The 21,617-nt window shown below is 31.8% G+C and carries 19 protein-coding genes; 1 reads left to right on the forward strand and 18 read right to left on the reverse strand.

All coding sequences use genetic code 11. The features are described from left to right. The first annotated feature begins 216 nt into the window (after positions 1-216). Positions 217-894, forward strand: coding sequence for a LytTR family DNA-binding domain-containing protein (locus ACS3UD_RS12930; RefSeq protein WP_308139221.1), 678 nt, complete (start codon positions 217-219; stop codon positions 892-894). Positions 895-1,112: 218 nt separating this feature from the next. On the opposite strand, the gene ACS3UD_RS12935 is transcribed toward ACS3UD_RS12930, so the two are convergent. The 18 genes from ACS3UD_RS12935 to ACS3UD_RS13020 all read right to left on the reverse strand — a co-directional run bounded on the left by ACS3UD_RS12935 (position 1,113) and on the right by ACS3UD_RS13020 (position 21,615). Further along, complete coding sequence (locus tag ACS3UD_RS12935) at positions 1,113-2,159, reverse strand: Wzz/FepE/Etk N-terminal domain-containing protein (protein WP_308139220.1); 1,047 nt, start codon at positions 2,157-2,159, stop codon at positions 1,113-1,115. Between the two features lie 320 nt (positions 2,160-2,479). After that, positions 2,480-3,646, reverse strand: a complete 1,167-nt coding sequence (locus tag ACS3UD_RS12940; RefSeq protein ID WP_308139219.1) for a nucleotide sugar dehydrogenase — start codon at positions 3,644-3,646, stop codon at positions 2,480-2,482. 110 nt (positions 3,647-3,756) lie between these two features. Then, positions 3,757-4,782, reverse strand: coding sequence for an NAD-dependent epimerase (locus tag ACS3UD_RS12945; RefSeq protein WP_308139218.1), 1,026 nt, complete (start codon positions 4,780-4,782; stop codon positions 3,757-3,759). A gap of 41 nt (positions 4,783-4,823) precedes the next feature. Beyond that, entirely contained in the window at positions 4,824-6,230 is a 1,407-nt protein-coding gene (locus ACS3UD_RS12950; protein ID WP_308139217.1) for a lipopolysaccharide biosynthesis protein, read from the reverse strand. A 32-nt stretch (positions 6,231-6,262) separates the two neighbouring features. Beyond that, positions 6,263-7,414, reverse strand: coding sequence for a glycosyltransferase family A protein (locus tag ACS3UD_RS12955; RefSeq protein ID WP_308139216.1), 1,152 nt, complete (start codon positions 7,412-7,414; stop codon positions 6,263-6,265). 21 nt (positions 7,415-7,435) lie between these two features. Continuing rightward, complete coding sequence (locus ACS3UD_RS12960; protein ID WP_308139215.1) at positions 7,436-8,659, reverse strand: hypothetical protein; 1,224 nt, start codon at positions 8,657-8,659, stop codon at positions 7,436-7,438. 38 nt (positions 8,660-8,697) lie between these two features. Further along, positions 8,698-9,816 carry an EpsG family protein gene (locus ACS3UD_RS12965; RefSeq protein ID WP_308139214.1) on the reverse strand — a complete coding sequence of 373 codons (1,119 nt, stop codon included), beginning with the start codon at positions 9,814-9,816 and terminating at the stop codon, positions 8,698-8,700. 36 nt (positions 9,817-9,852) lie between these two features. Then, complete coding sequence (locus ACS3UD_RS12970; RefSeq protein WP_308139213.1) at positions 9,853-11,064, reverse strand: glycosyltransferase; 1,212 nt, start codon at positions 11,062-11,064, stop codon at positions 9,853-9,855. Beyond that, positions 11,065-12,201 carry a non-hydrolyzing UDP-N-acetylglucosamine 2-epimerase gene (gene wecB / locus ACS3UD_RS12975; RefSeq protein WP_308139212.1) on the reverse strand — a complete coding sequence of 379 codons (1,137 nt, stop codon included), beginning with the start codon at positions 12,199-12,201 and terminating at the stop codon, positions 11,065-11,067. Between the two features lie 3 nt (positions 12,202-12,204). Further along, positions 12,205-13,314 carry a capsular polysaccharide biosynthesis protein CapF gene (locus ACS3UD_RS12980; protein WP_308139211.1) on the reverse strand — a complete coding sequence of 370 codons (1,110 nt, stop codon included), beginning with the start codon at positions 13,312-13,314 and terminating at the stop codon, positions 12,205-12,207. Further along, positions 13,314-14,333: a nucleoside-diphosphate sugar epimerase/dehydratase gene (locus tag ACS3UD_RS12985; protein ID WP_308139210.1), complete on the reverse strand. Its 1,020-nt coding sequence runs from the start codon at positions 14,331-14,333 to the stop codon at positions 13,314-13,316. Before ACS3UD_RS12985 ends, ACS3UD_RS12980 begins: the two co-directional genes overlap by 1 nt. Positions 14,334-14,371: 38 nt before the next feature. After that, positions 14,372-15,589: a glycosyltransferase family 4 protein gene (locus tag ACS3UD_RS12990; RefSeq protein WP_308139209.1), complete on the reverse strand. Its 1,218-nt coding sequence runs from the start codon at positions 15,587-15,589 to the stop codon at positions 14,372-14,374. A 24-nt stretch (positions 15,590-15,613) separates the two neighbouring features. After that, a complete protein-coding gene (locus ACS3UD_RS12995) occupies positions 15,614-16,294 on the reverse strand; it encodes a GNAT family N-acetyltransferase (protein ID WP_308139208.1) in 681 nt (226 codons plus the stop codon). Positions 16,295-16,333: 39 nt separating this feature from the next. Then, positions 16,334-17,257 (reverse strand): branched-chain amino acid transaminase, encoded by a 924-nt coding sequence (locus ACS3UD_RS13000; RefSeq protein WP_374049908.1) that lies wholly within the window; start codon positions 17,255-17,257, stop codon positions 16,334-16,336. Positions 17,258-17,267: 10 nt separating this feature from the next. After that, the gene (locus tag ACS3UD_RS13005) at positions 17,268-17,909 is read right to left on the reverse strand and encodes a sugar transferase (RefSeq protein ID WP_308139206.1); all 642 of its coding nucleotides are present in this window, start codon (positions 17,907-17,909) and stop codon (positions 17,268-17,270) included. Then, entirely contained in the window at positions 17,906-18,739 is an 834-nt protein-coding gene (locus ACS3UD_RS13010; RefSeq protein ID WP_308139205.1) for an aldolase/citrate lyase family protein, read from the reverse strand. The genes ACS3UD_RS13005 and ACS3UD_RS13010 overlap by 4 nt, the downstream gene beginning before the upstream one ends. 425 nt (positions 18,740-19,164) lie before the next feature. Beyond that, positions 19,165-19,374, reverse strand: a complete 210-nt coding sequence (locus ACS3UD_RS13015) for a type II secretion system protein (protein ID WP_308139204.1) — start codon at positions 19,372-19,374, stop codon at positions 19,165-19,167. Between the two features lie 342 nt (positions 19,375-19,716). Further along, positions 19,717-21,615, reverse strand: a complete 1,899-nt coding sequence (locus ACS3UD_RS13020; RefSeq protein ID WP_308139203.1) for a polysaccharide biosynthesis protein — start codon at positions 21,613-21,615, stop codon at positions 19,717-19,719. Between the last annotated feature and the right edge of the window lie 2 nt (positions 21,616-21,617).

The following is a 21,617-nucleotide window of genomic DNA, read 5'->3' on the forward strand; positions in this document are numbered from 1 at the left end:
AACTTTCACAACGTTATTATGACGCTTCGTGAAAGTTCTTTTTTATACGGAATTCTACACCCTGCAGACCCGACACCATGCATTCATTATTAAACCCGGCCGGAAATGAACAGTTTACCCTAAATTGCTGATTTACAGTAACAAAAAATATAATTACAACATACTATGGACTGTATAAAGCTACTGCTTGTACATAGATTATAGGAAGGTGAATTTATGTTAAAAATTGTACTGCATTGCAATAGTAAATCTATAAAAAAAATCGAATCAGAGTTATCTGAATATTTCAATAAAAGGAATACCCTCTACAAACTTTACCAAGTAGGATCTTCCTCTGAGTTTCTCAGCAGCTACTTACCTAATAAAGACTTTCAGCTGCTGTTAATATACAAAAATGACCGTCTGTCATATATCATAAAAACCTACCATAACTTTGATAAAGATTACATGCACATGGTTTCAGGAACTCTTGAATTTCCTCTGAACCATGAAACTATAGACAAAGTATTATTCAACAATATTGAGAACACACATTGCTGCCCTTACGGCATCTACAATGTTAACAATAAAACAGTTTTTCGTAGAGTACTGCATGAGGATATTGAATATATACGCCGAACCAAAAACCAGACGATTGTCTACCTCAAAAACGGCGAAACAGAAAAAACATCCGGAAGCATAAACAAAATAATGAATGAGCTCAATGAAAAATATTTCATAAAATGCTGCAAAGGCTATATAGTAAATATATTTAATGTTAAAAAAATAAATAAAGATACTAATACAGTTGAGTTGAAATCAGGCACTAAATTACCTCTTACCAAAGTTAATTTTCGTAAATTTCTAAAAACCTACATTACATCAATGGCCGGCTTCAAAATATTTGATGACTAATGAATCGCACGTGTAAGTTTATGCAAAAAATATAAAAATTAAGTTTCAAAAACTATCACTTTACGCACACGAGAAGCAAATTTAGCGAATCTTCAATAAATTTCACCACCATCCGCATTGAAATTTCAATATTTTATATTTTAAAGCTGTCATCTAAACTTTATGCAAGTTTATGAATAAAAAAGATGACTTCTATAAAGAAGTCATCTTTTACGACTTTATTTTTTATCCTCTTTAAACCAGTATTCTTGAAACAATGCAACCATAACACCCAGCATTCCGCCAAGCACAATTCCTATAGCAACATTAAGAGAGTTTCTCGGGCTTGTTTTCTGCGTTGGAGCAACCGGCGGAGAAGGAAGATACACATACGTTTCAACCAATCCCACAACGCTGGATTCCAGCGTTTCGGCTTCACCCGTTCTGTAATACTTTTTTATAGCCGCTCTTTCCACATCCAGCTCTTCCATATACCTGCTGTATTGATTCATTGAAGCTTCAATACTATTTATAGATTGTTTATTTGAAATAATATCATTTTCTATCTTAATGTAATTAGGATTAACCGTATCCACCGGAACAACATAATTGCTATCGTTATTTAACTGTGTCTGTATTTCAAGATTAGCCTGTCCCTCACCAATTAGCCTTGGAGTCTGAGCCAATAACTCCTCGTTGCTTTTTAAAAGTTCCTTAACTCTTTCCAGTGAATTTTCAAGAGACTTCATCTCAACATTAAAGCTGTTGTAATAATAATCAACTGCTCTTTCCTTTGTCATTACGTCTATGAAATCCAAGTAATTGCTGTACAATATCTGAGCCAGCTTCAGCGATTCCTCCGGATTATCCGCCGATACAGTCACTTCAAAGCTGTTTACACTTCCTGTCTTCGCATCATTTTGAGTAACGGTGATTCTTTTTTTCAAGCTATCTAAACTTGCTTCCTCTGAACTGTACCCCATCTTATCAATGGTATTTATTATTACATTGTTACTTTTTATAAGGTTTACGTACTCCTGATTCGTTGTTATAGGCAGTGTATACTCTCCATATCTTGTATCATATTTCTCCGGCATGCTTATAACTATATTCAACTTTGTTTCATACACCGGTGATAAAACAAACATGCTGAACATCCCTGCCAATATTGCCACTACCAATGTAAGGCTTATAATCATTTTTTTCCTTTTCCACAACGCCATTATAAGCTCTCTTAAATCTATCTCATCCTCATAATATTGTACATTATTCTGGTTTTCGTTCATTGTACACTCCTGTTTTGTTGTAATGGGTCATTACCATTTGTTATTGATTATTATATCAGTTTGGGTGTCAAAGCTCAATTAAAAATTTAAATTAGTCCACCTGCACGCAATAAATATTTCTCAGCTCCGTTAACGAATATTATAAGCATATGTGTGCGTATTCACTTCCTTTAGCATAGCCTTTGTTTCTTAGAAATATCGTTTCAAGCCCAGCAACTGGTATGACTGCTTTACTTGCTTTCATTTTTTATTAGGATCTCCAATGATTGATTTGGGCTTTAAATAATATTACCATTTTATGTTGAAACAGAGCTTATCCATTAATCTCTACTAAATAAATCTCTCGTATACACCTTGTCCACCACATCTTTAATTTCATCAGACAATCTATTCGCTACGATAACATCAGAGATTTTCTTGAACTCATCAAAGTTTTTGATGACTCTTGAATTGTAGAACTCATCTTCATGAAGTGCTGGCTCAAATACAACAACCTCAATACCTTTAGCTTTAACACGCTTCATTACACCTTGAATAGCAGACTGTCTAAAATTGTCAGAGTCCATCTTCATGGTAAGCCTATAAATACCGACAATCTTAGGATTCCTCTTGATGATCATATCAGCAATATGGTCTTTTCTTGTTCTATTAGCATCTACAACAGCTGTCATAATATTTTGTGGGATATCCTGATAATTTGCCAGAAGTTGCTTAGTATCTTTAGGCAAACAGTAGCCACCATACCCAAACGAAGGATTGTTGTAGTGAGTTCCAATTCTTGGATCAAGACCAACACCTTCTATTATCTGCTGCGTATTTAAGCCTCTAACCTCTGCATAAGAATCAAGTTCATTAAAGTAAGCTACACGAAGTGCAAGATAAGTATTCGCAAATAACTTAATTGCTTCTGCTTCTGTTGCATCTGTAAAAAGAATTGGAATATCTTTCTTTATTGCCCCTCCAGCTAATAGTTCAGCAAACGCCTTAGCTCTTTCAGATTGCTCTCCAACTACAATTCTTGACGGGTAAAGATTATCATATAACGCTTTGCCTTCTCTCAAGAACTCTGGTGAAAAGATGACATTCTCAGTATCAAATTTTTCTTTAATTGAATCTGTATATCCAACAGGAACTGTTGATTTAATCACCATTACAGCATCTGGATTAATCGATAATACATTTGCAATTACAGCTTCTACTGTTCTAGTGTTGAAGTAATTCTTCTCCGAATCGTAGTTTGTTGGTGTAGAAATGATGACATAATCAGCATCTTTGTATGCCTCAAAATTATCTGTTGTTGCAGTTAGATTAAGTTCCTTTGTTGCAAGATATTCTTCAATCTCTGGGTCAATAATTGGAGATTTTTTGTTGTTGATCATATCAACCTTTTCTTTGATGATATCTAAAGCTATAACCTCATTGTGTTGTGCTAAAAGTATAGCATTGGACAAGCCAACATAACCTGTTCCAGCTATTGTAATTTTCATTGTTCTACCCCCTTATATTTATGTAAGTTTTCAAAATTCATGATCTAATAGTTACTCATATATGCTTGAAGATAGCTTTCATTATCATTTAACATGTTTCTCGACAAGATTTACTTCTCTACCTTATAATATTCTTCATACCATTCAACGAACTTCTGTAGACCATCCTCAATGCTTGTAGATGGCTTGAAATTAATATCTCTCTCAAGATCTGATACATCCGCATAGGTTCTAAGAACATCCCCAGGCTGCATATCCATATAGATCTTTTCAGCTTCTTTTCCAAGAGCTGATTCTAAAGCGTTGATAAATCTCATGAGCTGTACAGGGTTGTTATTACCGATGTTGTAAATCTTATAAGGTGCAAAGCTTGTGCTTAAATCGTCTTTGCTTTCATCCCACTCTTTATTGGCAACCGGAGCTTTATCAATAAGCTTTACAATACCTTCTACAATATCATTGATATAAGTAAAGTCTCTTTCCATCTTCCCATGATTAAAGACTTTAATAGGCTTTCCTGCTAAAATGTCTTTTGTAAACGAGAAATAAGCCATGTCTGGTCTACCATATGGTCCATAAACCGTGAAGAACCTAAGTCCCGTTGTTGGAATACCATATAGGTGACTATAAGTATGAGCCATCAATTCATTAGACTTCTTCGTAGCAGCATAGAGTGATACTGGATGATCCACATTATGATTTGTAGAAAACGGAGCTACTTTATTGCCGCCATAGACAGAACTAGATGAGGCATAAAGCAGATGCTCTACTGGATAATTTCTACAAGACTCTAAGATATTTATAAATCCGATCAAGTTTGAATCCACATAAGCATAGGGATTATCAATAGAGTACCGCACTCCTGCTTGAGCCGCTAAATTTATGACGTGAGTAGGCTGGTAGGTTTCAAAGATATTGTCTACTGCAGCCTTGTCCTTGAGATCTACTTTATAGAAATTAAAGTTATTGTATTTACCTAGGATTTCAAGCCTGGACTGTTTTAGACTTGGATCATAATAGTCGTTCAGGTTGTCAATTCCTATTATTTGATAGGATTCATCAAGTAATTTCTTTGAAAGGTGAAAGCCGATAAAGCCGGCCGCACCTGTTATTAACAATCTATTATCCTTAAACATCTTAGACCTCCATTTCATTTATCTAATAATTCTATAATTAATTATTGATTTCTTTTGATTTTCTCCTTAATTTGTCTAATTATCATAAACAATTCTTTTCTATTTAAGATTATTATAATGAATGCCGTAAGAATTAGTACAAACATTTGATATATTACATCTCTAGGTTTGATAGAACTAATATACATAGTTAATAGATTGAGTGAAGTTAATCCCATCAGAATCGTAAAATCTATTTTTAAATCCATTCTTTTTTTTAGGATTGGTACTCTTATAAAATACATAATTAGATACCCCAATAATGATGTTATGACTACAGCCATGATTCCAAAAGATCCCGCAAGTGCAAACCCGCCAACTATAGAAACGATTCCTCCAATTAATGTTGTTTTAAAAATTTTGTCACTTTCTTTTCTAGCAAGAAACCCACTTCCCAAGTGAGCGGCTAAAGTAGAATACGCAGAGCTTAAATAGATAATTGGGGTTAAAAAAACACCATCATAGTAATCACCAAAAACGAAGAAATTATAGAATATATATGTTATTGGTATTAATACTGCTACGCCACTTAACACCAACCGAGTTAGTATATTTAGTACTCTATTAAAGTATTGATCTTTATCACTATCACCATATGTTCTAAAAGCTTCTTCAAGCCAGGCCATATTTACAACAGATGTCACTAATGTCAGTATAGAACCGAACCGACTTGCCATTGAATATATACCATTTTCATCAATACCAATTCTACTCGATATAACTAAATTGTTAGATGATGTAATAAGCCACCAAGATAATGCATTTATAGAAAGTGGTAATGAATATTTGAGTATTGATTTCAGTAAATGAAAACTAAAATCAGCTTTCTTTGTATTTATAATTAGCTTGATTTTACTTTCAATAACAATTATCATCGCTAAATTACCAAAAGTATTTGCAACAAAAAGTGCCAATAACCCCCATTTAAGTACAATAATTAAAAATAAATTTAGACTAACCGTAATAATTGAATTAACCACTGTTGACAACGCATAAATCTTATTTTCTTTCAAGGCTCTTGCTGAAAACTGCCAATACGCAACCCCCATTTGACTTAGACCCAAAATCAATATAAGAACACCATACTGTATATTTAATAATTTACTTACAACTGCAAATATAGCTGAATATAATATAGTAATGCCTAAACAGTAGATGTTAGTTGTTGATAACACCCTCTTTTTGTTATTTTCATTTTCTATGGTAAATCTTAATATACCCTCCCATATTGATTGGTATAATAAAGGCATTACCAAACTTATAATCGATATTGTTAAATTGAAATAGCCAAAATCTGATGTAACAATGTAAGCTGTATAAAGTGGAATAAATAAAAACTGTATTAACTTTGTAGAAAAAGTCCCCATAAAATAAAAAGCTATATTTTTTAGTAGCCTACTTGATCTCATAAATTATGCTCCTTACCAGTCTAGCTGTCATATCAATACTTTCCTTTTTTGAATATATATACAGCTAGTAACACAAAAATTTTTTTTAAATTGAAAATATTGTATCTTATATAACTCCAATACAAGATTCTTATCCTAGAAATTAAACCACTATATTTTGATGTTCTCACTTCACTTGTTCTAATTAGATTTATTCCTTCACCATTATTATTCTTTAATATATTAGCCTCATAAGGTTTAAGATTTAACGAAAAACTAAGTATACTGTTTTGCGATTTTCTAGTCGTTAATATATAATCTTTATCAAAATTTTTTTTAGTTGAGTTAATGTCTACAATAAAATCATAAGTCTGAAGTGACTCATTATATTTTTTCAATACTTCAGGTTTTATTTCTTGAAATGCATCGTAAATTGATAGTGATATGCTAAGATCTGAAAATGTCCATTCTTTATCACCATACAATAATTCAGTCTGATATTCTATCCTATCTGATGCATGTATACCGCTAACACCTTGATTTGTTGCTAAAGATATTCGAGGGAATAAATAATACTTATCTTTTGTGATTAAGTATAAAATATAATGTTTCTTAAAAGATGTTTCTTTCCATTTGTTTACATTTGAAGGTAATAGTTTATAATCAAACTCGCCTTTATCAAACCATTTACGAAACTCTAGCCATTTATCTCTCAGATAAATCTTTCCCCAGTATGGTTGTTGATAAAAAAAGTTGTCATAACCATCATTAATAGGCTTAAAATTAGTTGATGTTAATTCGTTATACTCAATGCTATATAAAGAGGCACCCGCTATTCTATCATCATTTTTAAATCTGTCTACAAATGATAGAACAAAGTTTGGAAAAGTCTTAACTACTAACATATCTTCCTCTAAGAATAATACCGTACCATGCTTTAATGTTAAGTCACCACACCATAAAAAATGGCTTTTTAAACCCAATTGGTTTTCGTGAATAACAACGTGTTTTTCACCGTATTTCCAATTGAACTGATTTGAAATATTTTGTACTTCCTTATTTTCATTTCCATCTATACTAATTATCAAGTTAGCAGAGCAGTTATCAAAATCTGCATCACTTAAACTATATAGTAGTTTTTCGAGCGATTTGGGTCTATTATAAGTTGCAATTACTATTGTAAAGAAATTATTATTAACTTTCATATATAACCTACTTCCTTTTATTTATTTGTTTATCTGAGAAATACTAAAATAACTTAGCGTTCTATAACCAAGATGTGTTGAGTCAAAAGATATAATATCAGAATTAGGAGAAGCTTTAGGATGTAAATCACATCTTTTAATATTAAATTGCATTGGATCGCTATAGATTTCCAATAGATCTATTCTCTCCTCCATCTTAAAATTGTACGTAAAAAGAGACTGGTAGCTAGTTCTATCAGGATAAGTATCAGTAATAATTGTATTTTCACAAATATAAGTTGGGTGTCCATCTCCGAACAGACCCGATAAACATTTAACGGTGTATGTCTTGTTTTCAAAATCGAACTTATACAACTTATATTTGCACTTATCTTTTTCATATGTCGTAATTAGAAGTTCATCTTTTTCTTTCCATGTATAATGTGAAACCTTATTACCCTCTTCGAGAATAAAAATGATTTCTAAATCAGTATTCGCAATTAAGAGCCTATTTGATAATTGCCCAGTTTGTTTATCTTTCCACAGATGAAAGAAGAGAAAATATTTATCATCAGTATTAAAGGATATATGATTAAAATAATGATAATATTTTTCCTTATTTAAAACTGGAAACTCTGTAAGAATATCTTTCATCTGCAATGATTTGATAGGAACAGATTCATTGATATCATATAATATCAAACTATTTTTAGAATTACTGTAATAATCTTCTATCGTGGTATGAAGATTATTGTAACCATATCCTTCACGAAGTAAATGCAATAAGGAAAAATCTAGACCTATCCCATATTTTTTATTGTTTGAAATTTCATACAACGGAAAACTAAAATCCCTCATCACATTACCATGTACATCAATAACTTTTGAGTTGAAAATACCATTGTTAAAATTATTAAAGAAAATTTGGCCTTGCTTAAACCAAAGTAGTCTAGGCCCCATTTGCCAACTATTAACATAAACTTCAGAAAGTATTACTGTTTTATGCTTATCCAGATCATAATATCCGATTTTACTATTCTCCAAATTTCTATCACATGTTACAAAAAGTATTTTTTTATCCTCATTTGAATAAGGATCTTTATCATAATAACCAGCAAAAACATGTCTATTTTTTATAGATATCGTATGTAACGTCAGTTTGTGTGGATTATATATCTTCCTAATTTTGTTCTTTTTTATTCTACTAATATCATATTTTGCCTTTCTTAAATATTTAAAAATATTTCTTTTTAAAATGTGTTTCACCGATTCACACCCTCCCCAATTACACAGTAACTAATACTTTACTTTAAAGCAAAAATAATATCAAATATCCTAATATTAAATGGATAAAGATTTAGCATTGAATTATAAATTGCACCTAATATAGAATTTGTTGTACTTATTAGAGCAAAAGCCCCTATCGTTAATTTATATATTGTATTAATATATCTATCCGTCGTATAGAATAAGTTTTTATAACTTCCTATTGTTAATATAACGAATATAGTAAAATAATAATAAAATCTCATAGTAAGAGTAGAAAAATTAAGAATCGAATTAAACAAAATAAACAAAACCGCCATAAACTGAATGAACATACCAATATTATATTTATCTTTATCAAGAACTGTGTTTTTTTTGAAATTGTTTAAATTAATGAGAACCAATAATAAAATTGCCATAATCAAATTGAAAGTAGAAAAATAATTATCATCACCAATAATTCTATCAAAATAACTATTATATTTCCCTATGCTACTCGTAATGTATAATGTTATCCACTTAATCCAATTAGAGATAAAAGGAACAAACATATTAATTATAGAAATCAATAGTGTTAGGTTAAAAAGTGTTCTTTTATTCTTCAGCTTTATAAAAAGCATGCTAATTGGATATATCGCGAGTAAAAACACAGCTGTCATATGAAATGAAGCTGCTAGTAAAACATATAATATAAATCTAATGATTTTTTTCTCGACAATAAATCTAGTAGAGTACGCAAAAACACTTGCTGCTAAAATTTGTCTTGAAATATTAAGCGAATTAAAAAACAATAGGGAGAATATTAAAATAATACTTATATATCTTGTTTTTTTGTTCTGATCATAGTATTTAATTGTAAGATATAAAAATAGTCCGGTAAAAAAAGAAAGTGCAAATATAAAAGCTTGCATATCTAGCTTTAAATATTGTACTACGTTTATTAAATATCTTGCCCCAACTTCAACATTATAGCCTTGAGACGCCATATTGTTATAATATCCCCAGAAATCTCTCCCAACATCATATCTAAGACCACTCAAGAAAAACATCGAAGATATTGATAAATAATCGAAAATATTACTCATTTTATTGTTTTTAATAATCTTTGATATGAATTGTAATATCAAAGAAGCACTTAAAATGATCACAAATATCATTGGTATTCTCCTAATCTTAAAATGTATCTATTATTCTTATTTGGTTAACAAATTAATTATCTTCTCACATTGTTTAATGTTGTTTTTTTTAGTTAATACAAATTCTTTCGCGGTTCTTCCAAACTCATCTAATATATCAGAATCTTCTTCGCAAACTTGAAGTATTTTTGAAGCCATACTTTCAGCCGTCATATCATTAATAAAATATATGAATTTGTCATATTCTTCTGGTATTCCAGGTAGTTTGTATGCTATAGTTGGTCTTCCCGACTTGAGATATTCCATTATCTTTGATGGAAATGAGTATTTGGTATATTCATCTTCATATCCCCTTGGGTTAATCAAAACAGTAGCCTTTCTCTGTAAACTAACAACCTCTTGTCTATTCAATAAACCTAGATATTCAACTCTAGAATCACTTTTTGATAACTCAACTATTCTACCCTTAGCTTCTCCTGCTCCACAAATCAGCAACTTATAATTGGGACGATCTATAAGCTTAAAAGCATCCAATAACTTTTGAATACCATATTTAAAATTCAATGTTCCTGTATATAAAATTGTTTTTTCCTTTTCTTCACTATGAGAAATAGATTCATAGTCCCTGATTATCTCATTGCTATCAACCATACCTTCAACTACAACATACTTCTCTGCAGATATATGAAAATACTCCGCCATGTGTTTTGTTAGAAAAACATAATAATCAATGTATTTTATCAATTTATTAATTAACTTAATATCTAAAGGCTTAAAAATCCGATATAATACGCCAGGATTAGTACCTAACTTCATAAATTGAGGGAGGTCTGGTACTATTAAACATATCTTAATTTCAGGATTTGTTTTCTTTGCTTGTCTTATCGCATATAAAAAAGGGGTATGCATTGCATAAGCAATAATAATTTTCTCTCCAGATTCTTGACTTGCCCACTTTTTAATCTCTTTTGATAAGTTGCATGCTCTAGTGATATGTTTTATACCAGCAATATTAATAAACCCTACATTTCTATCGAGTGCCCCTTTAACATGATTCCAATTATATGACTTTATAAATATTTCTGAATATTGTTCAGGGAATGATCCGACAAAAACCGAATTCAATATATTTACCGGTTTCTCTAAACCACTCTCGATACCATTAACTATATTCCATTGAAGTAAGTTAGCGGCATTCTGGACACTTTTCTTGCTTTTTTTAATATAACTATCATTATCAAAAACCCCTCCCAAAAAAAGTATATCCATTTAACATTTCCCCTTTTTTCCCCAAACTACTCTATTCACATAATCTGTATAAGATAAAATAATCCTCAACACCTTATCTGACACATTCGGCATACTATAATCAGCTACTAATCTCAATGAATCTTTTTTTTGTGTCTCTAATACTTCTAACCCCTGTAGAACTCTTTCCTTCTTTAGTCCTACCATCATAACAGATGCTTCTTCCATTGCCTCTGGTCTCTCATGAGCTTGTCGAATATTAAGTGCCCTAAATCCAAGAATCGATGACTCTTCACTGATTGTACCGCTATCACTTAGTACAGCCTTTGCATATTTTTGAAGTTTTACATAATCATTAAATCCAAGCGGCTTCATAGTTTTAATTAAAGGATTAAACTCAATACCTTTTGCTTCAATCATTTTTCTCGTTCTTGGATGTGTACTCACGATCAACGGCATCTGATATTTTTCCGCTATCGTATTTAAGCTATCTACTAAATCCATAAAATTTTCTTCCGAGCTGATATTCTCTTCTCTATGAGCAGAAACAACAAAATATTTATCTTTATCAAGTCCTAACCTTTCAAGCACATCTGACTTTTCAATATCATCTTTCCTTGAATTAAGAACTTCTAACATTGGACTGCCAGTCTTTATTACTCTATCTGAAGGTAGACCTTCTCTTAAAAGATACTCTCGAGCAATATCACTATAGGTTAGGTTGATATCTGCTGTGTGGTCCACAATTTTTCTGTTTGTTTCTTCTGGTACTCTTTGATCGAAGCATCTATTTCCCGCTTCCATATGGAAAATAGGAATATGCTTTCTCTTAGCTGCTATTGCGCATAAACAGCTATTAGTGTCTCCTAAAACTAAAAACGCATCTGGTTTTACTTCATCTAAAATAGGATCAATCTTTACTAAAATATTTCCAATCGTTTCAACTGCTGTTCCCGTAGCAGCATTTAAGAAGTAAGCCGGTTTCTTTAATTTGAAGTCATTAAAGAACACTTCATTTAATTCATAATCATAATTTTGCCCTGTATGAACAAGGACATGTTCAATTGCTTTTGATTCATCTAATTTATTTATAACCGCTGACAGTCTTATTATCTCTGGTCTAGTGCCTACAACTGTCATGACTTTTAATTTCTTCATCAGTTATACCTCCAAAAAGTAAGTATCTGGTTTTTCAGGGTCAAATGGCTCATTGGCCCACATTATCGTGACCATATCTGTATCCCCTAAATTTTCAATATTATGTGTATAGCCCGTTGGTATATCTACGACTTCCATTTTATCTCCACTTACAAAATACTCTATTACTTCATCTGAATCAATTTTTCTAAACCGAACGACTCCATTACCACTGACAACTAGAAACTTCTCATTCTTCGAGTGATGCCAATGATTCCCTTTTGTAATTCCAGGTCTTGAGATATTAACTGAAACCTGGCCACGATCAGGGGTTCTAATAAACTCTGTGAAAGATCCTCTCTGATCCACATTCATCTTTAAGTCATAACCAAACTTATCTTCAGGCAAATAGCTTAAGTATGTACTGTAGAGTTTCTTGGCAAATTCATCAGACATATTTGGCACTGATCTATCTTCTCTACTCTTTTTGAATGAATGAATCAAATCTACTATTTCACCAAGAGTAACAGTATGTACCACAGGAACTTCACAAAATGAACCTATTTTGTTTTCTTTTCCCTCTAGCGTATTAATAAGTTCGTTAACCACATCATCTATATATACAAGGTTCATTACTACGCTTGGGTCATTCACTTGAATAGGTAAATCATGTGAAATATTATGACAAAATGTAGCTACTGCACTGTTATAGTTAGGTCTACACCATTTACCGAATACATTTGGAAATCTGTAAACAAGAACTTTAGATCCACTTTCTACACCATAATTAAACAGAAGGTCTTCTCCTGCCTTCTTACTTTCACCGTAAGAATTATCTAACTCAGCTTGAATAGATGATGAAATCATCACTGGGCAGGTGTTATTATGTTTCTTAAGAGAATCTAATAGATCGGAGGTGAAACCAAAGTTGCCTTCCATAAACTCAGATTTTTCTTTTGGACGGTTAACTCCCGCAAGGTGAAACACAAAGTCAGCCTCTTTACAATACTCATCAAGTAGAGAAGGATCTGTATCCCGATCATATTCAAAAATTTCAGTGTACTTTCTATTTCTCAGCTCTGCTATTAAGTTTTTTCCTATGAAGCCCTTTGCTCCAGTGACTAAAATATTCATTATCTATCCCAACTTTCCAATTGATCCCTTACATAATCAAGTTGAAGCAACTTTTCTTTAATCTGCTCTATGTTTATCCTTTCTGTATTATGAGAGTTATACTCATCTTCAGATGAAAGTTTTTGATCTCCTTCTACAAAATACTTGTCGTAGTTTAAGTCTCTCTTATCAGCAGGCACTCTATAGAATCCACCCATGTCTTTTGCTACAACATGTTCTTCTTTTGTCAGAAGTGTTTCGTAGAGCTTCTCACCATGACGAGTTCCAATTACTTTGATTTCGTTATCTGATTTGAAAAGTTCCTTAACAGCTTGAGCTAAATCTCCGATAGTTGATGCTGGAGATTTCTGAACCATAATATCGCCTGCTTCAGCATTCTGAAATGCAAATACAACAAGTTCAACAGCTTCTTCAAGGCTCATTAAGAATCTTGTCATATTGGGGTCTGTAACAGTTAGGGGTTGTCCATTCTTGATCTGATCAATAAACAAAGGAATTACTGACCCTCTTGATGCCATTACATTTCCATACCTTGTACCACAGATAAGCGTTCTTTCAGGATCAATGGTCTTTGCTTTTGCCACAAAAACTTTCTCCATCATCGCTTTAGAGATTCCCATCGCATTAATTGGGTACGCTGCTTTATCTGTAGAAAGACAAATAACTTTCTTCACTCCCATTTCAATAGCACCAGATAGTACATTATCAGTTCCTAACACATTTGTTTTAACTGCCTCAAGCGGGAAGAATTCACAAGAAGGTACCTGTTTAAGAGCTGCCGCATGGAAAATGTAATCTACTCCATGCATAGCATTTTTGACACTAGCAAGATCTCTGACGTCTCCTATATAAAACTTTAGTTTATCGTTTTTATATAGTTTTCTCATGTCATCTTGCTTCTTTTCATCACGAGAAAAAATACGAATTTCTTTAATACCTGTATTTAAGAATCTTTTCATTACTGCGTTACCAAAAGACCCTGTTCCACCTGTAATAAGTAAAGTCTTACCTTTAAACATTTAACTACCTCCTGAAAAATCGCTTTTTGTTATTAAAATTAGCTTGAAATACTTCTCAACAAATCATTATATTTAGAAGTTTGTGTTTTTCTTTCCAGTTGTTGTTCAGCATACAATCTGACATCTTTAGAAATTGAGTCCAATTCATGCTGGTTATTATAATAATATTTTATAAGTTCAACTAAAGACTCTTTTCTGAAATTATCAACTATTGCACCAAGATTTTTATTTTTTATCTCACTAGAAATATAACTATCTGAATCAAACATTCCCAATAACGGGCTTCCAGCAGCTAAAATCTGACCCACTTTTGAAGGTAGTGCAATTTTCGTCATTTCTTTTTCTAGTGAAACTAACTCAAGATCACCTAAACTATAAGCACTCGAAACCAATTCTATTGGTTGCAGTGGAAACATAAATACATTATTTAGTCTCCTTCTTTTGATACTTTTCTCCATATTATCTTTATATGAACCATTTCCAATAATGACAAATTTAATATCATTGAATTCTTTATCGAGTTCTTCTGCTGCATCTAATATTACTTCCCAATTTTGAAACAACCCTATGTCACCTGCATATGATATATAAAAAGAATTTTTGTCTAAATTAAATTTTGCAAAAAGTTGATTATTTTCTCGATCAACTTTATTAATTTTTTGAATGTCAACCCAATTTTGAATAACTTCAACTTTTTCTTCATTGCATCCTTGTTCTATAATAGTATTTTTCATATCTTCAGATATAGTAACAATTTTTGCGTTTGAGTTATAAACCTTTTTTTCAAGACTTCTTAAGAACTTAACAAGGAAATTATTCTCACTCAACTTTTTCATTTTCACAAGCGTATCTGGAAATAAATCTTGGGCATTATATAATGTCGGTGCAATTTTTTTAAGTTTTGAACCTAGCAAACCTAAAAAGGGAGGAGTGCTATAAATATATATGGCATCAGCTTCATGTCTTTTAGCTTGCTTATATATACTAACCGTCAAAAACACATATTTAATCATACGTATAAACAAACCATTACCTTCACCACTTTTTGAACCTACTCTAATTACTTTTACATTATCAGAAACTTGTTCAATAGGATGTTCCAAGTAATAGTGTCTAACTTTCTCAGTTATTCTTCTAGAAGGAAAGCCTGTAATTACTGTAACATTATTATTGTGTTCTCCTAAATCTAAGGCAAGTTCATATAGCAACGAATGTCTTTCTTTAGCTAAATGCCCTACCAAAAATGTAATATTCATACTTCTATCTCCCATTCGTTTATTTTAAGAGATTAGTTTATAAAAATAAACTTTACCCATATTTGCATTTTCACTCACATAGTTCTTCCATCCAAATTTCTCATAGAATTTTATCGCCCTGATATTTGTATCAGGTGTTTCCAAAATAATACTTTTATAATTTCTTTCTTTTGCAGCGATCTCATAACCTATCAACAATTTTTCCCCAATCCCTAAATGTAAAAATTCTTCTAATACAGCAATCCCTGTTAGTCTTAAAATTGGACTAGGTGGTGAATACTGTGTTTTGGAACTATTCATAATCACCTGATTTTTTGTGCTACTAGGTTTCAATTTTAAAGTCAGTCTATTTAAAGCTGATTTATACTTGTATATAAATTCTCTGCCAAATAATAGATATGGCTTTCTCAATAAACTCCATACTATTTTTTTCATTATATGCTTGTTCATATTATTCTTGTAACCTTCTGGGCCACCGTAAACTAGACCTAACATTTCCCCAGCATTATTCTTTGCAGAAACCGTAACAGCATCTTCATTCAGAAGTAAATATTTGAATCTTTCGGCAAGATATATATTTGAAAATTCACTATCTGAAAACAAATTTTCAATGTGTATCTCGATAAAAGAATTAAGATCTTCTTCAGTAAAACTAGAAATAGTAATATCTTGCATACTTAATGATTTCTCTTGTTTAATGTCCACTGCTAAAATCTCCTTATTTCAATAAATTTCAGAGCCAGATTATGCATATATTGCGGTTAACCATTTTCTGTATTCTTCTCTTTTACCAATCACTATTTCGATATAAGTTTGATGGATTCTCTTGGTTATATTGCCTTGGTTACCATTTGAAACTTGAATTCCATCGACATTTACTACAGGTGTAATTTCCATTGCTGAACCACATAAAAAGACTTCATCACATATATATAACTCTGTTCTGTCAATTTCTCTTTCAATAACCTCAACATTCAACTCATTTCTTGCTAATTGAATAATTGTATCTCTAGTTATACTTTCTAGTATTGACGCTGTAACAGGTGGTGTTATAAGTTTACCATCTCTTACTATGAACAGACATGATCCAGGACTTTCGGAAACCTTTCCTTGATTATTTAGGAAAATAGCTGAATCATATCCGTTTTCTATTGCTTCCATTTGAGCCATACGACTATTAATGTAATTTGCACCTGCTTTGACTTTTGGCGAAAGATTTTTATCGCTAATTCTCTCCCAAGAGCTAATACAACACTTTATTCCACTATTATTATTAAAATCATTTCTTGATTTAGCTATAGGAGCAATAAACATGTTAATAGGGCCTTTAGCCATCCATGATCCAAAACCATCAATAAATACAGTTTGTCTGACGGCAATATCTTCCCTGTAATTATTAGCTGTCACCACATCAATAAATCCTTTTTTCAACTCTTCAACAGTATATTTATCTTCCATGCGAAACATTTTTATCGAATTTTTTAAACGTTTGAAATGCTCGTCTAACTTAAATGCATAAAGTTGTTTGTCTTCTTCATTCCAATAACATCTAATACCTTCAAATACATTAGCTCCAAATTGTGATGTTGGTGCCAGAACATTTACTGTCGCTTCGCCAAGTGGGACAATCTTACCATTTAACCAAATCAAACGATTATTACTCATTATTAATTCTCCTTTAATCTACATTTTCACTCTTCTTATTCTGCTCCACATCATAACTACCTTCCATTTTTAGAACTTTAAAAATAGTCAATACAAATATTTTTAAATCAAGCCAAAAGCTCCTATTCTCTATATAAAACAAATCAAATTTAAACTTTTCGTCCCAAGACAATTCATTTCTACCGTTTATCTGAGCGTATCCTGTCACACCAGGTTTAACTTCAAATCTTCTTTTAGGTACGGGTGGATAATCTTCATATTTGTAAGGGTGGTAAACTACTGGTGGTCTCGGTCCTATAAAACTCATATCTCCTTTTAATATATTAAATAACTGTGGTAACTCATCCAAACTTGTATTCCTTAAAATTTTACCTACTTTTGTAACTCTACTGTCGTTTGCAAATGAATCTAATCCTGTTCCCATTTTCTCAGCATTTATAACCATAGTTCTAAATTTAAGTATAGTGAAGTCTTTTCCATTCTTTCCTACTCGCTGCTGCTTAAAGAGAACTGGACCTGATGAGTCTAGCTTTACAACTAATGCTGTAATAAACATTATCGGAGCTACAAGAATTAGCATCACTACACTCAGCAAAATATCGAAAATTCGTTTAGATACCTTATACATTGTTGAATCTCCTTCTTCTTTTATCAATTCTGTACCTTTTCAAGTTTATTTTTTATTTCAGCAACTTTCTCATTAGCAGCAATTCTATTCTTTAAAAAAAACTCTTCACTTTTTTTAAAAAGTTCTTTTTCATATTCTCTAATTTCTTTAACTCCATTTAGAAAAAGCTCTCTCATGTCATATAGTTCTCCAATCTGCTTAACATTACAAAAACTTCTTGAAAGAATAACCATGCTAGAACCTAATCTATAATGTTCTGTAATTATCTTTTCAGCTGGTAAATCTCCTTTTCCTAACTGTGCGATCCCACCAAATCCATATGGTATGCCTGCAGCTTTAATCTTGTTGCATAACTTCTCTACTGTACCATCAGCCAGAAGCTCAAACATAAACTTCATGCCATATCCAAGATGAAGGTCATTAAGTCCAATGTGGATATAATCAACCCCCTCAACACTCAAAATATCATCAATGTTTTCAACAGCTTCAGGAGTCTCTAGTAGAAGCATCGTTTTAGATCTTTTATCAACAAATCTTACAAAAGAATCCACTTCTTCTTTTGACTTGAAAAATGGAAGCATGACAATGTCCGCTCCATCATCAATAACTTTATTAATTTCATTTACAGACCCTTCGTAAATAGGATTTACTCTCACAAGTAGCTTTGAATTCTTAAGTACACTTTTAACTCTCCTTACATCTTCAATATGGTGTCTTGAAATCACCGTATCCAAATGCCCTTGACGTTCTTCTTTCCCGTTAATCTCAAGGTCAATAAAAATCCAGTCTACACCACTACTTTCAGCTATTTCTGCAATTGTTGGATTATTAGTTATATACATCAAGTTCAAAGCCATTTTACCGTCATCCTTCCTTATCTAAAGTCTATGTTATTGTATAGAGGTACCTTAATATATTGTGCCCCTTCTTGATTTCTAATTTATGTGAGCTATATGTATCTATAATTAATGAGAAATTAAAATGTACATTTTTGACTTTCTGTTAAAACTATTGATATCACTGCCTTCCTTTCACCATACTCACGTAGAATCGGCGTAAAATACATAAAAAGTTTGCTGAATTCGTAATTACATAATTACAAATCACGATTTCGCCTATGCAACATATTGTGTTTCAGCATTTGTATATATCTATTTTACTTAACCCTACAAAAACGACACCACACCATCATCTTCCTCAGAATCATTCACTCCACCAACATCATCAGCATACGCACTACACCTAGCCTCACCATCAGGACAAATTTTCTGATCATACTGACTTAAGAAGGCATTAAAATTAACATCAGTATCCGATTTATCATTCTCAACAAGATATATTTCATGTGCAATTCTACTCTACTAGCCTCACATACATCTCTTCTGACATTTTCACTAATAGTTAAAAACCTAGTAATTGCAATTAATGATATAATTCCAAGTATAGAAAGAACTACTATTACTTCAATTAAAGTAAACCCTTTATTATTCATAAGAATCACCTGATATACCTAAGTCACAATTTCATTTACAACTGTCAAGGATTCCTTGATCATTCATTTTTCAATGTCTCAAATTCGATTATATTAAATATTTCACTTGTCGCAAATTAAGCAACAACTCAAATATAATAATCAATCTCACTATTAGTGTAGACAAATTATGCCCTTACTGCAGTTATCAATTCGTCAAACGATGCGTATCTATTTGAATCCTAGTTAAACTTATTTTGAACTACTCAAAATTTTCGGGTAGTTGCCAACTTTTCTAATTCTCCACTTTTATAGATTTCTTTAATATGATAATTAACAGTATAAGATTCTACCTTAAACAAATCAACAATGAGCATATTCAACACTCGTATCTCCACTGTCATTCAAGGTTCTTTTATACGTAGGAACAAGTCTTTCTATTAAAAATATTATTTTATCTACATCCAAATCATAAGCTGCTTTTTCCAGTTGTCCTATTAATTCAAACAATTCCTGTTCGTCAAACTCTGTTGGTCTCTCTATGAATATTTTATCTATACTTGTCTTAATTTGGTTTTTACCATGGCTTATAAGCAATTCTTCATACAACTTTTCACCGGGTCTTAGTCCGGTATACTCTATATTTATATCAACTTCCGGCTCCAGTCCTGACAGTCTGATTAAATTATATGCTAATTCCTTTATCTTAACAGGCTCACCCATATCCAGCACAAAAATTTCACCACCATCAGCCATGGACGAAGCGCGAAGAACTAATTGTACCGCTTCCGGTATTGTCATAAAATATCTTGTTATTTCTTCATGAGTAACAGTTACCGGTCCGCCCTCTCTTATTTGTTCTTTGAATAAAGGAATAACTGAACCGTTACTGCCCAGTACATTTCCAAATCTAACTGCAACAAATTCTGTTTTACTGTGATTATTATAGGATTGAATTATCATTTCTGCAATTCTTTTTGTTGCACCCATTATATTAGTTGGGTTGACTGCTTTATCTGTTGATATAAGAACAAATTTTTCAATTTCATGCTCATGGGCAACCTGTACAACATTGTATGTTCCAATTACATTGTTTTTAATTGCCTCCTCAGGATTTTTTTCCATAAGAGGCACATGCTTGTGAGCAGCAGCATGAAATACAATATTAATATGATTTAATTCAAATAATTGATTCAGTTTGTTTTTATCTCTTACGGAAGCAATTTCAACTTCCATATCTAATTTATCGCCATATGTTCTTATTAATTCCTGTTGAATATTATAGGCATTGTTCTCATATATATCCAAAATAACTAATTTTTCAGGAGAATAGGAAGCAATCTGCCTGCAGAGTTCAGAACCAATGGAGCCGCCTCCGCCTGTCACAAGGACAGTTTTTCCTTGGATGTATTCTTTAGTCATAGTACAGTCAAAAATAATAGGTTCTCTACCTAATAAGTCCTCTACCTGAACCTCTCTTATTTTATTCATTATTTCATTATCATTTGTCAAAAGGCTGTATACTTCAGGTAAAATTTTTAATTTACACTTTGTATCTGCACAAATATCAAGTATACGCTTTTTATTATCCTTGTCAACAGAAGGAATTGACAATATTATTTCTTCAACATCATACCTTTTTACCATAATAGGGATCTCATTCGTTGAGGAAACAACAGGTACGGAATTTATATTTCTGCCTATTTTTATTTTATCATCATCAACTATGCATCGAACCATGTAACTGTTGGGGTTGTTCCTGCTTATCTCATTCAATATAGCAACTGTAGCCTGCCCAGCACCAACTATCATAACATTTGTATAATGGCTTAGCTTTTTTGCTCCTCTTTCTCCAACAATAAGCACCGCTCTGTACACAACTCTTATTGCCATCGTACAGAAGCTTGTAACTATGAAAGCCACCAAATATACATAGTATCTGACAAATATGTTGGCAGACCTGGTTAGTATGAAGAATACTAAATTAGCTATTACAGAGGCCTTTAAACACTTGTATATATCCTGTATGCCTGCATATCTCCATATGTTTTTGTAAACGCCCATAGCAATAAATGTTACCATATAAATTATTGTATAGATGTACCATGTATTCATAAACCATTTAATTTTATCAGGATGAATACCACTTATAACATGCGGTGACAGGTATGAAATTACAACAATAAATGTATCTATAAACATCAATACATATTTGCGATATTTATTTAATAATTTATAAATACTGTTATATATACTTGACATAG

This window comes from Sedimentibacter sp. LTW-03 (assembly GCF_052059825.1).
In the GTDB taxonomy this organism is placed as follows: Bacteria; Bacillota; Clostridia; order Tissierellales; family Sedimentibacteraceae; genus Sedimentibacter.

What these genes read in the sequence shown, in the direction of transcription:
- ACS3UD_RS12940 (WP_308139219.1), bottom strand. Translation starts at nt 3,646, where the DNA reads ATGAAAATTACAATAGCTGGAACAGGTTATGTTGGCTTGTCCAATGCT.
- ACS3UD_RS13010 (WP_308139205.1), bottom strand. Translation starts at nt 18,739, where the DNA reads ATGGCTTTGAACTTGATGTATATAACTAATAATCCAACAATTGCAGAA.
- ACS3UD_RS12965 (WP_308139214.1), bottom strand. Translation starts at nt 9,816, where the DNA reads ATGATATTTGTGATCATTTTAAGTGCTTCTTTGATATTACAATTCATA.
- ACS3UD_RS12985 (WP_308139210.1), bottom strand. Translation starts at nt 14,333, where the DNA reads ATGTTTAAAGGTAAGACTTTACTTATTACAGGTGGAACAGGGTCTTTT.
- ACS3UD_RS12930 (WP_308139221.1), top strand. Translation starts at nt 217, where the DNA reads ATGTTAAAAATTGTACTGCATTGCAATAGTAAATCTATAAAAAAAATC.
- ACS3UD_RS12950 (WP_308139217.1), bottom strand. Translation starts at nt 6,230, where the DNA reads ATGAGATCAAGTAGGCTACTAAAAAATATAGCTTTTTATTTTATGGGG.
- ACS3UD_RS13020 (WP_308139203.1), bottom strand. Translation starts at nt 21,615, where the DNA reads ATGTCAAGTATATATAACAGTATTTATAAATTATTAAATAAATATCGC.
- ACS3UD_RS13015 (WP_308139204.1), bottom strand. Translation starts at nt 19,374, where the DNA reads ATGAATAATAAAGGGTTTACTTTAATTGAAGTAATAGTAGTTCTTTCT.
- ACS3UD_RS12935 (WP_308139220.1), bottom strand. Translation starts at nt 2,159, where the DNA reads ATGAACGAAAACCAGAATAATGTACAATATTATGAGGATGAGATAGAT.
- ACS3UD_RS12970 (WP_308139213.1), bottom strand. Translation starts at nt 11,064, where the DNA reads ATGGATATACTTTTTTTGGGAGGGGTTTTTGATAATGATAGTTATATT.
- ACS3UD_RS12990 (WP_308139209.1), bottom strand. Translation starts at nt 15,589, where the DNA reads ATGAATATTACATTTTTGGTAGGGCATTTAGCTAAAGAAAGACATTCG.
- wecB (WP_308139212.1), bottom strand. Translation starts at nt 12,201, where the DNA reads ATGAAGAAATTAAAAGTCATGACAGTTGTAGGCACTAGACCAGAGATA.
- ACS3UD_RS12945 (WP_308139218.1), bottom strand. Translation starts at nt 4,782, where the DNA reads ATGTTTAAGGATAATAGATTGTTAATAACAGGTGCGGCCGGCTTTATC.
- ACS3UD_RS12955 (WP_308139216.1), bottom strand. Translation starts at nt 7,414, where the DNA reads ATGAAAGTTAATAATAATTTCTTTACAATAGTAATTGCAACTTATAAT.
- ACS3UD_RS12980 (WP_308139211.1), bottom strand. Translation starts at nt 13,314, where the DNA reads ATGAATATTTTAGTCACTGGAGCAAAGGGCTTCATAGGAAAAAACTTA.